This is a genomic window from Streptomyces sp. NPDC004752 (assembly GCF_053601275.1).
This window is the reverse complement of the sequence record NZ_JBSGBN010000002.1, coordinates 1-12,846: the sequence shown is the minus strand read 5'-3', so window position 1 is coordinate 12,846 and position 12,846 is coordinate 1. Positions and strand designations below refer to the sequence as shown.

Annotated in this window: 10 protein-coding genes; 5 read left to right on the top strand and 5 right to left on the bottom strand. The window is 72.3% G+C overall.

The window, feature by feature from the left end:
• Nucleotides 1-19 precede the first annotated feature (19 nt).
• Nucleotides 20-1,114: a citrate synthase 2 gene (locus ACWEKM_RS01060; protein ID WP_451619028.1), complete on the bottom strand. Its 1,095-nt coding sequence runs from the start codon at nucleotides 1,112-1,114 to the stop codon at nucleotides 20-22.
• A gap of 233 nt (nucleotides 1,115-1,347) precedes the next feature.
• Here ACWEKM_RS01060 and pdxH point away from each other — a divergent pair, with 233 nt between their 5' ends.
• Nucleotides 1,348-2,040 (top strand): pyridoxamine 5'-phosphate oxidase, encoded by a 693-nt coding sequence (pdxH, locus tag ACWEKM_RS01055; RefSeq protein ID WP_451619027.1) that lies wholly within the window; start codon nucleotides 1,348-1,350, stop codon nucleotides 2,038-2,040.
• Between the two features lie 449 nt (nucleotides 2,041-2,489).
• Nucleotides 2,490-3,914: a PAS domain-containing protein gene (locus ACWEKM_RS01050; protein WP_451619026.1), complete on the top strand. Its 1,425-nt coding sequence runs from the start codon at nucleotides 2,490-2,492 to the stop codon at nucleotides 3,912-3,914.
• 307 nt (nucleotides 3,915-4,221) lie between these two features.
• Here ACWEKM_RS01050 and ACWEKM_RS01045 read toward each other — a convergent pair whose 3' ends face one another.
• Complete coding sequence (locus tag ACWEKM_RS01045; RefSeq protein WP_451619025.1) at nucleotides 4,222-4,977, bottom strand: SIS domain-containing protein; 756 nt, start codon at nucleotides 4,975-4,977, stop codon at nucleotides 4,222-4,224.
• Between the two features lie 222 nt (nucleotides 4,978-5,199).
• Here ACWEKM_RS01045 and ACWEKM_RS01040 point away from each other — a divergent pair, with 222 nt between their 5' ends.
• Nucleotides 5,200-5,892: a metal-dependent transcriptional regulator gene (locus tag ACWEKM_RS01040; RefSeq protein ID WP_451619024.1), complete on the top strand. Its 693-nt coding sequence runs from the start codon at nucleotides 5,200-5,202 to the stop codon at nucleotides 5,890-5,892.
• A 550-nt stretch (nucleotides 5,893-6,442) separates the two neighbouring features.
• Nucleotides 6,443-7,300 (top strand): alpha/beta fold hydrolase, encoded by an 858-nt coding sequence (locus ACWEKM_RS01035; RefSeq protein ID WP_451619023.1) that lies wholly within the window; start codon nucleotides 6,443-6,445, stop codon nucleotides 7,298-7,300.
• A gap of 285 nt (nucleotides 7,301-7,585) precedes the next feature.
• Here the strand turns inward: ACWEKM_RS01035 and ACWEKM_RS01030 are convergent, their stop codons facing one another.
• The 3 genes from ACWEKM_RS01030 to ACWEKM_RS01020 all read right to left on the bottom strand — a co-directional run bounded on the left by ACWEKM_RS01030 (nucleotide 7,586) and on the right by ACWEKM_RS01020 (nucleotide 10,797).
• Nucleotides 7,586-9,172, bottom strand: a complete 1,587-nt coding sequence (locus ACWEKM_RS01030) for a transporter (RefSeq protein ID WP_451619022.1) — start codon at nucleotides 9,170-9,172, stop codon at nucleotides 7,586-7,588.
• Complete coding sequence (locus tag ACWEKM_RS01025; protein WP_451619021.1) at nucleotides 9,169-9,963, bottom strand: ABC transporter ATP-binding protein; 795 nt, start codon at nucleotides 9,961-9,963, stop codon at nucleotides 9,169-9,171. The genes ACWEKM_RS01030 and ACWEKM_RS01025 overlap by 4 nt, the downstream gene beginning before the upstream one ends.
• A 180-nt stretch (nucleotides 9,964-10,143) precedes the next feature.
• Nucleotides 10,144-10,797 (bottom strand): bifunctional DNA primase/polymerase, encoded by a 654-nt coding sequence (locus ACWEKM_RS01020; RefSeq protein ID WP_451619020.1) that lies wholly within the window; start codon nucleotides 10,795-10,797, stop codon nucleotides 10,144-10,146.
• A 274-nt stretch (nucleotides 10,798-11,071) separates the two neighbouring features.
• Between ACWEKM_RS01020 and ACWEKM_RS01015 the strand changes: the two genes are divergently transcribed.
• Nucleotides 11,072-12,457, top strand: a complete 1,386-nt coding sequence (locus tag ACWEKM_RS01015) for a transcriptional regulator (RefSeq protein WP_451619019.1) — start codon at nucleotides 11,072-11,074, stop codon at nucleotides 12,455-12,457.
• Nucleotides 12,458-12,846 lie beyond the last annotated feature (389 nt).

Sequence of the window (12,846 nt, the reverse complement as noted above, 5' to 3'; positions counted from 1 at the left end):
GTGCAGCGGCGATGTCCGGCTACCTCGCGACGTACCCCGCGACGTCCCGGGGGCTGCGCGGTCCGGGTCCCACATACCGGGCCGAGGGCCGCACCAGGCGCCCCGTCCGCTTCTGCTCCAGGATGTGCGCCGACCATCCCGCGGTCCGGGCGCAGGTGAACATCGACGTGAACATCTGCGCGGGAACCTCGGCGAAGTCCAGCATGATCGCCGCCCAGAACTCGACGTTCGTGGCGAGGACCCGGTCCGGGCGGCGGTTGTGCAGTTCCTCCAGGGCCGCCTTCTCCAGCGCCTCCGCGATCTCGTAGCGCGGTGCGCCCAGCTCGCGGGCGGTGCGCCGCAGCACCCTCGCGCGGGGGTCCTCGGCCCGGTACACCCGGTGCCCGAAGCCCATCAGCCGCTCGCCCCGGTCCAGGGCCTGCTTGACATACGCCTCCGCGTCGCCGGTCCGCTCGATCTCCTCGATCATCCCGAGAACGCGGGAAGGGGCGCCCCCGTGCAGCGGACCCGACATGGCGCCCACCGCGCCGGACAGCGCGGCGGCCACGTCGGCGCCGGTGGAGGCGATGACGCGGGCGGTGAAGGTGGAGGCGTTCATGCCGTGCTCGGCGGCGGAGGTCCAGTAGGCGTCGACGGCCGCGACATGCTTAGGGTCCGGCTCGCCGCGCCAGCGGATCATGAACCGCTCGACGATCGTCTGCGCCTTGTCGATCTCCCGCTGCGGCACCATCGGCAGCGTCTGGCCGCGCGCCGACTGGGCGACGTAGGACAGGGCCATCACCGCCGCCCGGGCGAGGTCGTCGCGGGCCTGCTCCTCGTCGATGTCGAGCAGCGGTTTCAGCCCCCACACCGGGGCGAGCATGGCGAGCGCCGACTGCACGTCGACCCGGATGTCACCGGAGTGCACGGGGATCGGGAACGGCTCGGCGGGCGGCAGGCCGGGGTTGAAGGCGCCGTCCACGAGCAGACCCCACACGTTCCCGAACGAGACGTGCCCCACCAGTTCCTCGATGTCGACGCCCCGGTACCGCAGGGCGCCGCCTTCCTTGTCCGGCTCGGCGATCTCCGTCTCGAACGCGACGACTCCTTCGAGCCCGGGTACGAAATCGGACATGGGGGCGGCTCCTCGTGGTGTGTACGGCACGGGCTGGGACGCGGATACCACCACGGTTCCACGGTCGCTCTCAGGACTCGCGGTCCGGGCGGTCACCCCGGTGATGCCCCGGCCGGCCGATGCGCACCCGACCGCCCGGGCACCAGCACCATAACCCCGAGTGCCAGCGTTGGGGAGTGTTCGCGGCACTCCGTGCCACACAAGTGCGTACACGTATACGGCAGGATGACCGTGTGACCGACCGCGACCCCCTCCCCGATATCCCCGATATCCTCGATCCCGCCGCCATGCGCAAGCACTATCGGGTGGAAGGTCTCGACGAGGCCGACCTGGCCGCGCACCCGATGGACCAGTTCGCCCGCTGGTTCGAGCATGCCGCGCTGGCCGCGGCGCACGGCACGCTCTACGAGCCGAACGCGATGGTCGTCGCCACGGCGGACGCCGAGGGCCGCCCCAGCTCCCGTACGGTCCTGCTGAAGCAGTACGACGAGCGGGGCTTTGTCTTCTACACCAACTACGACTCCCGCAAGGCCCGCGAGCTGGCCGGCAACCCGCATGTGTCCCTGGTCTTCCCCTGGCACCCGATCGCCCGCCAGATCGTCGTCACGGGCACCGCCCGGCGCACCGGCCGCGACGAGACCGCCGCCTACTTCCGTACCCGCCCGCACGGCTCCCAGCTCGGCGCCTGGGCCAGTGCCCAGTCGTCGGTGATCCCGTCCCGGGACGGTCTTGAGGCGTCGTACGCCGAGCTGGCCGCCCGCTATCCGGAGGGGGAGCAGGTGCCGGTGCCGCCGCACTGGGGCGGCTTCCGCATCGCCCCGCGCACCGTCGAGTTCTGGCAGGGCCGTGAGAACCGGCTGCACGACCGACTGCGCTACGTCGCCGAGGCGGACGGCACCTGGCGACTGGAACGGCTCAGCCCTTGACCGCAGACGACCCGCGGGCTCGGGTCCTGCGCCGGGTGGCGAAGGAGCCGGCCGGACGTACCGGCGAGCCTGCGGGTCGGGTGACTGCGTTGGATTAGGCCGGCTGCGTGCTGATTGCACACGCTGGTCCGGCACCGCACAGGGTGTGGTGGCAGGCCGCTAGCCCGCAGCCACCTCGCGCGTCCGGGTTTCACTCATGTACCCGATCACCTCCTTTCACGTAAGAGCCACACTAAGAACGAGGCGGCGGGCGTTCAAGGGGTTTTCGGCGGCGTCTGCCGCGCGGCTCGCGGCCCGCGAGGGCGGTCTGCGACCCCTGGGGTGACCTGCGCTACAACGATTCCCTCAATATTGCGGGAACCCGGTGTGTGTTGAGTCACGTTCGAGTTGAATGAAGGCAGAGAACGAACCCGCGCCGTGTGTGCGGACGCAGCCTGCAGGGGGTCCAGGTGAGTGCTTCCCGGCGTAGTGGGACCACCGACGAACTGGGGCCGGACGAGCCCGAGCGGGACGGTGGCGCGGGCGCGTCCGGCCCCGAGGACCCGGGCGGCTCCGATCTCCTCGCCGCGCTGCTGGACGGGATGGACGCGGCGCTGTGCGCCTTCGACGCGGACGGCGTGGTCACCCACTGGAACCGGGAGGCGGAGCGGATCCTCGGCTGGACCGCCGCCGAGGCCGTGGGGCGGCACGGGTTCGCGGGCTGGGCGGTGCGCAGCGCCGACGCCGAGGAGGTCGCGGGCCGACTGCTGTCCGCGATGCACGCGCCCGGGCGGCAGGTGCATGAGTTCGCGCTGGTCACCAAGGACGGCGGACGCGTCCTGGTGCGGACGCAGTCCGCGGCGGTGCGCGGACCGGACGGCAAGCCGGCCGGCGTGTACTGCGCCTTCAGCGAGGTGCACGCGCAGATCGACCTGGAGCGGTCGATCGCACTGAGCGAGGCGCTGTTCGAGGACGCGGCGTGGGGGGTCGTGCTCGTCGACGCCGATCTGCGGCCCGCGGTCGTGAACGCGCACGCGGCGCGGGCGCTCGGCATCGGGCGTACGTCCGCGCTCGGACGGCCCCTGGGCGAACTGCTCGTCCAGGGTGTCGAGGAGTTGGAGGGCGCGCTCACCCATGTGCTGGCCGAGGGGGCGCCGCCCGCTCCGGCCGAGATGTGGGTGGCGGTGCGGACCGCGGAGGGCGAGGAGCGGCGGTGCTGGCGCAGCGGCTTCCTCCGGCTCGCCTCCCCGCTCGCGGAGGAGCCGGTGCCGCTCGGGGTCGGCTGGCTGTTCCAGGACGTGACCGAGGCCAAACAGGGCGAGCAGGAGGCGTCGCTGCTGCGTTTCCGCACCAATCAGCTGCACCGGGCGGCCCGTGCGGCGGCCGAGTGCGAGGACCCGGCGGAGGCGGCCACCGTCCATCTCGACTTCGCGCTCGCCGGTTTCGCCGACCATGCGCTGATCGACCGGGTGGCGGGTCCGCCGTCGGCCGAGGCCGGTCGGGCACCGGTGCGGTTGGTGCGGATCGCCGCGACCCCTTCCGGTGCGCCGGGGCCCAGCCTGCTCACCGGCGCGGCCGGGCTGCCGGTGCGCTACGAGGACGGCCACCCCGCGGTGCAGTGCGTCGAGCGGGCCGGGACGGTGCGGGCCGACGCGGGCGGCATGTCCGCGGACCGGGCCCGCGAGTGGGCGCTGGCCCGGCAGTGGCCCGGGGACAGTGTGCACGCGCTGTGCGCGGTGCTGCGCAGCCGGGGGCGCACGCTGGGCGTCGTGACGTTCCTGCGCGGCGCCGCCCGCGCCCGCTTCGAACGCGGCGACGCGACCTACGCGGAGGACGTGGCGGCCCGTATCGCGACGGCCCTGGATCTGGCGGAGTCGACCACACCGGATCGCTGAGCGCTCGGCTGGAGGCCGGCGTGGTCCGTTGTTCGTCTGCGGCGTCGTGGTGGTTGGTCGCGCAGTTCCCCGCGCCCCTTTGGGGCGCTGTCCGGCCGGGACGGGTGCTTCGCATCGGTGGCGGGTCGCGTCGGCCGTAGGGCGGCGGGTTGTTGGAGATCGCGCCTCGCCCGTGTGTCTTGTACCCCGGCCGCCGTGTATCCGGCTGGCATGGTCCGTTGTTCGTCTGCGGCGTCGTGGTGGTTGGTCGCGCAGTTCCCCGCGCCCCCTTGGGGGCGCTGCTCGTAGGCGGTCTCAGATCGGCTGATCAGTGGTGGTAGAAGATCCGGTCCCGGTATTCGTTCATGATCCGGTTGTTCCAGTCGTGGCCGCCGTCGACGTTTCCGGAGCGCAGCAGCGGCGGTTCGGTGCCGCGGGCGGCGAGGGTCTGTGCCGTGGTGGCCATCACCGCCTGGAGCAGCGCGGTGGTGACGACCGTGGAGGCGGGGGCGAAGGGGGCCGGGATGGTGTCGAGGGTGAGTTCCGCGTCACCGACCGCGATCTTCGAGTCGAGGACGATATCGCAGTGGTCCTTGAGATAGGTGCCGGAAGCGTGCCGGGGGGAGGTCTGCGAGGCGTACGCCACCGAGGTCACGCCGATGACCCTGATGCCCAGGGCGCGGGCGTGCATCGCCATCTCCACGGGGAGGGCGTTACGGCCGGAGAGCGAGATGATCACGAGGGCGTCGCCGGCCCGGAGGGGCGAGGCGTCCAGGACGGCGGTGGCCAGACCGTCGACGCGTTCGAGGGCGGAGCCGAGGGTGGCGGGGACGACGTCGACGCCGACGGCTCCGGGGACGGCGAGCAGGTTCATCAGGGCGAGACCGCCGGCGCGATACACGATGTCCTGGGCGGCGAGGGAGGAGTGACCGGCGCCGAAGGCGAACAGCCGACCGCCGGCCTCGACGGTGTCGGCGAGCAGCGTGCCGGCGGCGGCGATCGGGGTGGACTCCTCGTCACGGACCCGTTGCAGCAGGCCGATGGCGGCGTCGAAGAACTGGTCGGCCGATGTGCCGTCGCTCATACGGGCCCCTTCGCAGCGTCTGTGTCGCGGATCACCGTGCGGTCTGGACCAGTGTGCTGTCAATACGGGCGGGGCGGCTCAGGGGCGCGCAGGGCACGCACTCGTCACCCCGTGGTTGCGGCGGCGCGGCACGGTTGTCGGTGGTATGCGTCAGAATTGAGGCCAGGGCCAGCGCACGCCGATGAGCGGTGAGCTTCCGGCACAGGTAATCGAGGGGCACGTATGTCCGGACTGATCGACACCACGGAGATGTATCTCCGCACCATCCTCGAACTGGAGGAAGAAGGCGTGGTCCCGATGCGCGCCCGTATCGCCGAGCGGCTGGACCAGAGCGGGCCCACGGTGAGCCAGACGGTGGCGCGGATGGAGCGCGACGGCCTGGTCTCGGTGGCGAGCGACCGGCACCTGGAGCTGACGGACGAGGGCCGTCGGCTGGCCACACGCGTGATGCGCAAGCACCGGCTCGCGGAGTGCCTGCTCGTCGACGTGATCGGCCTGGAGTGGGAGCAGGTGCACGCCGAGGCGTGCCGCTGGGAGCACGTGATGAGCGAGGCGGTGGAGCGCCGCGTCCTGGAGCTGCTGCGCCACCCGACCGAGTCGCCGTACGGCAACCCCATCCCGGGCCTGGAGGAACTGGGCGAGAAGGACGGGGCCGACCCGTTCCTGGACGAGGGCATGGTGTCGCTGGCGGACCTCGATCCGGGTGCGGACGGCAAGACGGTCGTCGTCCGCCGCATCGGCGAGCCGATCCAGACCGACGCGCAGTTGATGTACACGCTGCGCCGGGCGGGCGTGCAGCCCGGTTCGGTGGTGAGCGTGACCGGGTCGGCGGGCGGTGTGCTCGTGGGCAGCAGCGGCGAGGCGGCCGAGCTGGAGGCGGATGTGGCCTCCCATGTGTTCGTCGCCAAGCGGTGAGCGCACGGCGTCCGGGCGGCTTCCGGTCCGGCGTCGATTCCCGTGACCGGCGCGCCGGTTGGGCGCCGGGGCGCATGGTGCCGAATCCAGGATTCGGTGCGCCGAATGGCAGCGCTCGGAGACTTCCCGTGCGAGGCTGTCGCGAGAGGCATATGACCGCTGGGGGGTGGGGAGAATGTGCCGCAGACAGCGGGAGGGCCCCGGCGCCGTGCGGCGCCGGGGCCTGTCCTCCCCTGTGCTGACCCGGAGCCCCGAGCTCTCAAGGTCATCCCCGCGGACCGTTTTCCCCGAGCGGCCCGCCTCCCGCGTAAGAACTCCCCTCGGTGACGACGATCATTCCTCGCCGAGGGTCACTCGAATGAGGGGTGTTGCCCGCAGAGGCAGCAGTTTCGAATAGGCATTCGATAATCTTCGACAAGCTACGGCAGTCCTCAGCAATCTTCAGCAGTCATCGGCAGTCATCGGCAGTCTTCAGCAGCATCTACGTAACGCAGCGGTACGACGGCAGGACAGCGGTACGGTCCGAGCGGAGCTAGGGGGGTGCCAGCGCATGGCACGGCGTATCGACGTGAGGGGAGCGGGCGGCGTGGGCCTGGCCGCCTGGGAATTTGCCGACCCTCCCAAGACGGACCCGGAGTGCGAGCCCGGGGTGCTGTTACTGCATGGCCTGATGGGTCGTGCCTCGCACTGGGCGGCCACCGCCCGCTGGCTCTCCGAGCGCCATCGGGCCGTCGCGCTCGACCAGCGCGGCCACGGCCAGAGCGAGAAGCCCCCGCCGATCGGCCACACCCGCGAGGCATACATCGAGGACGCCGAGGCGGCGATCGAGCAGCTCGGTCTCGGCCCGGCCGTGCTTATCGGCCACGCCATGGGCGCGCTCACCGCCTGGCAGTTGGCCGCCAAGCGTCCCGACCTGGTGCGCGCCCTGATCATCTGCGATATGCGGGCCTCCGCGCTCGGCGGGGCCTCGCAGCGCGAGTGGGTCGACTGGTTCAAGTCCTGGCCGGTGCCCTTCGCCACCCTCGCCGATGTGCGCAAGTGGTTCGGCGAGGACGACCCCTGGGTGGACCGCCCGAACCCGGCACGCGGCGCGTTCTTCGCCGAGGTCATGCACGAGTCCGCCGACGGCTGGCGGCCCGTCTTCGAGCCCGAGCGGATGCTGAAGTCCCGCGAGACCTGGGTCTACGACGCGCACTGGGAGGAGTTGGCCCAGGTCTCCTGCCCCGCCCTGGTCGTCCGCGGCCTCGACGGCGAGCTGGGCCGCGCCGAGGCCCAGGAGATGGTCCGGGTCCTGCCCCACGGCCAGTACGCGGAGGTTGCCGACGCCGGCCATTTCGTCCACTACGACCAGCCGGATGCCTGGCGCACCGCGATCGAACCGTTCCTGGACGCGGTCCGCACGGGGTGAGGGCCGGACGCCTTCCCGTCCGCCCGGCTCCACCGACCGACCGACCGCCGCGCGCCGTCGTACGTCGGCCCGCACACACGCGGTGCGGTCGTATGGTGAGTTGGCCCCGGAGGTCTTCGGCCGACCCGTACGCCGAGGGGTGGGGGGATGGCCTGATGGGGCGGGTTGCCGCGCGGTGTGGGGTGGGTCTGGTGCTGGGGTGGGTCTGGTGCTGGGGTGGTCCCCGGCCGGGGCGGGCTGTCGGGAGGGGGCGATGCCGACGGTGGGCCGTTTCCGCGGGGGCCGTCAGCCCTTGCTTACCGCTGCCAGTATTTCCGGCAGGGCGGCCGCCGTTCGCGGGGCCGCCAGGCGCAGGCCCAGCAGGGTGATCGCGGCGCCGTACGCGACGCCGACCGGGAGCAGCAGCCAGGTGAAGGCGTCGCCGCCCGCGCTCACGTTCAGCCAGATGGTGAGGGCGATGACGGGCGCGCACAGTAGCGCCGCCGAGACCATGCCGCCGAAGATCGCGATCCAGGCGAGGCCGGCCTGCCCGGGCGCCACGTTCTTGTAGCCCTCCTGCGGGATGGAGTACGGGAAGCGGGCCGAGGTCCACGCGCCGGTCGCCAGCATCGCCCCGAGCAGCGCGAAGGACAGCCCGAGCGCCTCCGGCAGCCGGGGCCAGTCGCCCAGCATCGCCGTGGTCAGCACGGTCACCAGGGTGGCGTACGGCACGGTGATCACCAGCAGCGCCAGCGCCCGCCCGCGCAACTCGACATACGCGTCCCGGCCGGACGAGATGGTCATGGCCACCATCCAGAACGCGGACGTGTCCTGCCCGAACTGGTTGTACATCTGGATGCCGAGCATCCCGGCGGCGAAGCACGCGAAGTAGATCGACCCCGTGCCCTGCAACGCGTTGAACACCGGCACGATCAGACCGATGGCCAGCGAGGTCACCCACGCCGCCTTGGTCTTGGGATCGCGCCAGATGTAGCGCAGGGAGCGCTCCATGACCGTACCGGTGCGGCCCGCGGGCAGCAGCCGCCCGAGCCCGGTCGAGGAGCGCTCGCGGGCGCCGCTGTCGGCGGCCTGAAGGGTGGAGCCGTCGGGCGCGGTCATCAGCCGGGTCAGGCTGCGCGCCCACACGGCGACCAGCAGCGCCAACGCCGCCGCGGTCAGCAGCAGTTGGGCGGCGGCCGTGCCGTAGGACCGCTCGCTCACCGCGTGCACCGCGCCCACCGCCGAGGCGGGCGGCAGCCAGCGCAGCACCTCCGCGGCCGGGGACAGCTGCCCGAGCCCGCCCGATCCCAGCCGCTGCGCGCCGAAGTTGACCAGTTGCGCGCCGACCGCGACGACCAGCCCGCTGAGCACCGCCAGATCGCGGCCCTTCCGGCTGGTCAGCAGCCGTACGTTGGCGGCGGCCACGGCCCGGGCGAGGGCCACGCACACCAGCAGTCCGAGGACGACCGCGACGACGGTGGTGAGGTAGGCGGCCGCGCCCCGCGCGACCGACAGGGCGCAGCCGGCCAGCAGGAGCAGGGTGAACAGCGGGCCGATGCCGACCAGCGAGGCCGCCAGCAGGGCCCGCACCAGCGGGCGCGGGCGCAGCGGCAGCATCACCAGCCGGGTCGGGTCCAGCGTCTCGTCCCCGCTGGGGAAGAACAGCGGCATCACGGCCCAGCCCAGCGCCAGCACAGCCGTCCCCAGTACGGCGACGGCGTCGGCGTGGGCGTGCCCGCGCAGCGCGAGCAGGCCGAGCAGTTGCAGCGCGGCGAACAGGAGCGCGATGACGGCCGAGGCGATGAACGCGGCCCGCCGGCCGCCGGACTGCCTGAGCCCGTTGCGCAGCAGGGACAGTTTCAGCCGTACGACGGTGGCGGTGACCTCGGTCATCGGGCGGCCCCGCCGCCCAGCCAGTCCAGGTCGGACCCGGCGTCGCGGCCCTGCGCGCCGACCAGTTCCAGGAACGCCCCCTGGAGGGTGGTGTGCTCCCCGCGCACCTCGGGCAGCGGGCCGGTCGCGCGGATGCGGCCCGCCGCCAGCACGGCCACCCAGTCGCACAGCGACTCGACCAGCTCCATGACATGGGAGGAGAAGACGACGGTGGCGCCGGAGGCCGTGTACCGCTCCAGGACGCCCCGGATGGTCTGCGCGGACACCGGGTCGACGCCCTCGAACGGCTCGTCCAGGAAGAGGACTTCGGGGTTGTGGAGGAGGGCCGCGGCGAGCCCGATCTTCTTGCGCATGCCGGTGGAGTAGTCGACGACGAGCTTGTGCTGGGCCCCGGCGAGATCGAGTACGTCCAGCAGTTGGGTGGCCCGCTTGTCCACCTCGGCCCCGGGCAGGCCCCGCAACCGCCCGGAGTAGCCGAGCAGTTCCCGTCCCGACAGCCGCTCGAACAGCCGCAGTCCCTCCGGCAGCACCCCGATCCGGGCCTTGACGGCCACCGGGTCCCGCCATACGTCGTGGCCGACCACCTCGACGCTGCCCTGGTCGGGCCGGAGCAGTCCGGTCACCATCGACAGGGTGGTGGTCTTCCCGGCACCGTTGGGTCCCACCAGGCCGATGAACTTCCCGGCGGGCAGCTCCAGATCGATCCCGGCGACGGCGACCTGCTGCCCGAACCGCTTCCAGAGCCCTCGCACACACACGGCGGCTGACCCCACCACTGCTCCCTCCGTCATACGCCAACCCTATGGTGGAGCAGCGCCCCGAAGGGGGCGCGGGGAACGGCGCGACAAGCCCCCACCGTCCCGTACCCGCCACAGAACCTCAACCAGGCACGACGAGGGGGCGAGACCGGCTACCGATCCGTGCCGTACCCGCCACAGAACCTCAACCGGACACGGCGAGGGGGCGACCGGCTATCGATCCCTCCCGCACGCGTACGCCAACGCCGAGATCAGCTCCTCCGCATCCGGCAACCACCGGTTCGCGGCAGTCGGTCGGCAGGCCCACTGCACGGCCCCCTGCGACCCGAACCGCGTGGGCGGCGCGGCCACGTACGCCCCCTCGCCCAGCGCGACGAGATCGAGGGACGCCATCGACCAGCCCAGCCTGCGGACCAGTTCCGGCAGTTTCAGGGCCGCGCCGGGCAGGACGAAGAAGTTCATCCGCCGGTGCGGGGTGCGCGTCACCGGCCCGAGCGTCAGCTCCATCCGCTCCATCCGGGCCAGCGCCAGGAACCCGGCGGACTCCGGCACGGACAGCGCGTCGAAGGTACGTCCCGTCGGCAGCAGGATCGAAGCCTTCGGCCGGTTGTGCCACATCCGGCGGACGACGGTCGCACTCCCGGTCGCCTGGGCCGCCCAGTCCGCGCGCCCCGGGTGTGCGCCGGGGGCGGCGCACATGGCGTCGCTGCAGGAGCAGTGCTGCTCCCCGTCGGCGGCTTCCAGCCAGGTGCCGGGGAACACGTCCCAGTGACGCTCCTCGGCGTAGCGAACGGCGGTCTCCAGCAGCGATACCCCGCGCTGCTTCGGAATCTGGGCGGCTTCGGTGTCGGCGATCGTCTCTTCCACGCCCCACTCAACTCCCGCGCTCACCTCGGGTTACGGCCCGTGCGATGACGGGACCGCGCGCGGGGGCGGAGCATCGATTCCTCGACTGGGGCGCATGGGCGCATCTATGGGGGCGCGTGGGAGGAAGTGGGGCGTGACCGGGGTAGCCACCCGTGGGGGGCGGCACCAGCCTTTACTTCGGTAATCCACTCATGTCCCGCATTTTCGTCATGAAGCGGGGCATTGATCTGCACGGCCGGATCTTCTCTCTCCATGGGTTCGCAGGGGGTATGCCATGGCCGCAAGGTCTCTCGTCGCGCGGCAGCCGAACGAACGGCTGCAGGCGCTCATCCAGGAGGCGGGGTGCTCGAACGCCGGGCTCGCCCGCCGGGTCAACATGTGCGGCGCCGAGCACGGCGTCGACCTGCGCTACGACAAGACGTCCGTGGCCCGTTGGCTGCGCGGACAGCAGCCGCGCGGACGCGCGCCGGCGATCATCGCGGAGGCGCTCGGTCGCAAGCTGGGCCGTACGGTCACCATCGACGAGATCGGGATGGCCAACGGCAAGAACCTGGCCTCGGGCGTCGGTCTCCAGTTCTCGCCGACGGTGCTGGGGGCGATCGAGCAGGTCTGCGAGCTGTGGCGCAGCGATGTGGGCCGCAGGGACTTCCTGTCCGGCTCGTCGGTCGCGGCGTCCGCGCTGGTCGAGCCGAGCCGTGACTGGCTGATCTCGGCGCCGGACGCGCAGGTGGCGCGTCAGGCGGGCCCGCGCGTGGGGCAGTCGGACGTGGCGGCCGTGCGCGCGATGACCCAGGCGCTCGTGGACCTCGACCACCAGTACGGCAGCGGGCATGTGCGCCCGGTGGTCGTGCACTACCTCAACAGCGTCGTCTCCGGGCTGCTGGCCGGCTCCTACCGGGAGGCGGTCGGCCGCGATCTGTTCGCCGCGGTGGCCCGACTGACCGAACTCGCCGGGTACATGGCCATCGACACCGGCCAACCCGGGCTGGCCCAGCGGTACTACATCCAGTCGCTGCGGCTGGCGCAGGCGGCGGGCGACCGGGGATACGGCGGCTATGTGCTCGCCGCGTCCATGAGCCATCTGGCCGCGCAGCTCGGAAACCCGCGCGAGATCGCGCAGTTGGCGCGGGCGGCCCAGGAGGGGGCGCGGGGCCGCGTCACCCCACGCGCGGAGGCGATGTTCCATGCGGCCGAGGCGCGCGGGCACGCGCTGCTGGGCGACGTACGGGCGGCGCAGGCGGCGTCCGGGCGGGCGATCACGGCCATGGAGTCGGCCGACGCGGACTCGGGGGACGACCCGGCGTGGATCGCGCACTACGACGAGGCATATCTGGCGGACGAGTTGGCGCACTGTCACCGTGATCTCGGGCAGGCCGAGGCGGCGGCGCGGTACGCGGAGCAGTCGCTGGCCGGGCACCCCGCGGGGCGGGCGCGCAGGCGGGCCATCGGCTATGTGCTGCTCGCCACGGCGCAGGTGCAGCAGCGCGAGATCGAACGGGCCTGCCACACCGGTCTGAAGGCGGTCGAACTGCTGGAGACGGTCCGGTCCAACCGCGGCGCCGAGTACCTGGACGACTTCCGGCAGCGGCTGGAGCCGTATCGGGACGAGCCGGTGGTGCGGGAGTTCGGGGCGCGGCTGGACCTCCGGCAGGCCGCGTGAGGCGGTCACCCGCCGTGGCGTGAACAGTGGTGTGAACAACGGCCCGATGGACGCGTGAACACGCGGGAAACGAGGTGTTGACGCGCGGCCGTGCCCATGAACAGCGTGCCGCGGGGTGGTTTTGTTACAGGCGTCACAGGAGGGAAGGTCATGCCCTGAGCTGCGTGGCACCCGGCTCGGGGGACCCGGTAGCGTGAGCCGACGATTCCGAAGGTCCCCCATTCGTAGGAGTCCCGGTGACGCAGAGTGGACAGGGCGAGCCCGCGCGCGAAGGCATCGTGCTGCCCTCCGACGGCGGCGAGCCCCTGCTGCCGGGCATGGCGGGCGGATCGGCCCCGCACTCGGCCCCGCAGCCGGGCGCGAACCAGCCGGCCGCCCCGACCGCGGGC

Bases quoted from the DNA above. Each gene is read 5' to 3' on its own strand.
- ACWEKM_RS01060 (WP_451619028.1), bottom strand. From the start codon at position 1,114: ATGTCCGATTTCGTACCCGGGCTCGAAGGAGTCGTCGCGTTCGAGACG.
- ACWEKM_RS01045 (WP_451619025.1), bottom strand. From the start codon at position 4,977: ATGAGCGACGGCACATCGGCCGACCAGTTCTTCGACGCCGCCATCGGC.
- ACWEKM_RS01040 (WP_451619024.1), top strand. From the start codon at position 5,200: ATGTCCGGACTGATCGACACCACGGAGATGTATCTCCGCACCATCCTC.
- ACWEKM_RS01035 (WP_451619023.1), top strand. From the start codon at position 6,443: ATGGCACGGCGTATCGACGTGAGGGGAGCGGGCGGCGTGGGCCTGGCC.
- ACWEKM_RS01030 (WP_451619022.1), bottom strand. From the start codon at position 9,172: ATGACCGAGGTCACCGCCACCGTCGTACGGCTGAAACTGTCCCTGCTG.
- ACWEKM_RS01025 (WP_451619021.1), bottom strand. From the start codon at position 9,963: ATGACGGAGGGAGCAGTGGTGGGGTCAGCCGCCGTGTGTGTGCGAGGG.
- ACWEKM_RS01015 (WP_451619019.1), top strand. From the start codon at position 11,072: ATGGCCGCAAGGTCTCTCGTCGCGCGGCAGCCGAACGAACGGCTGCAG.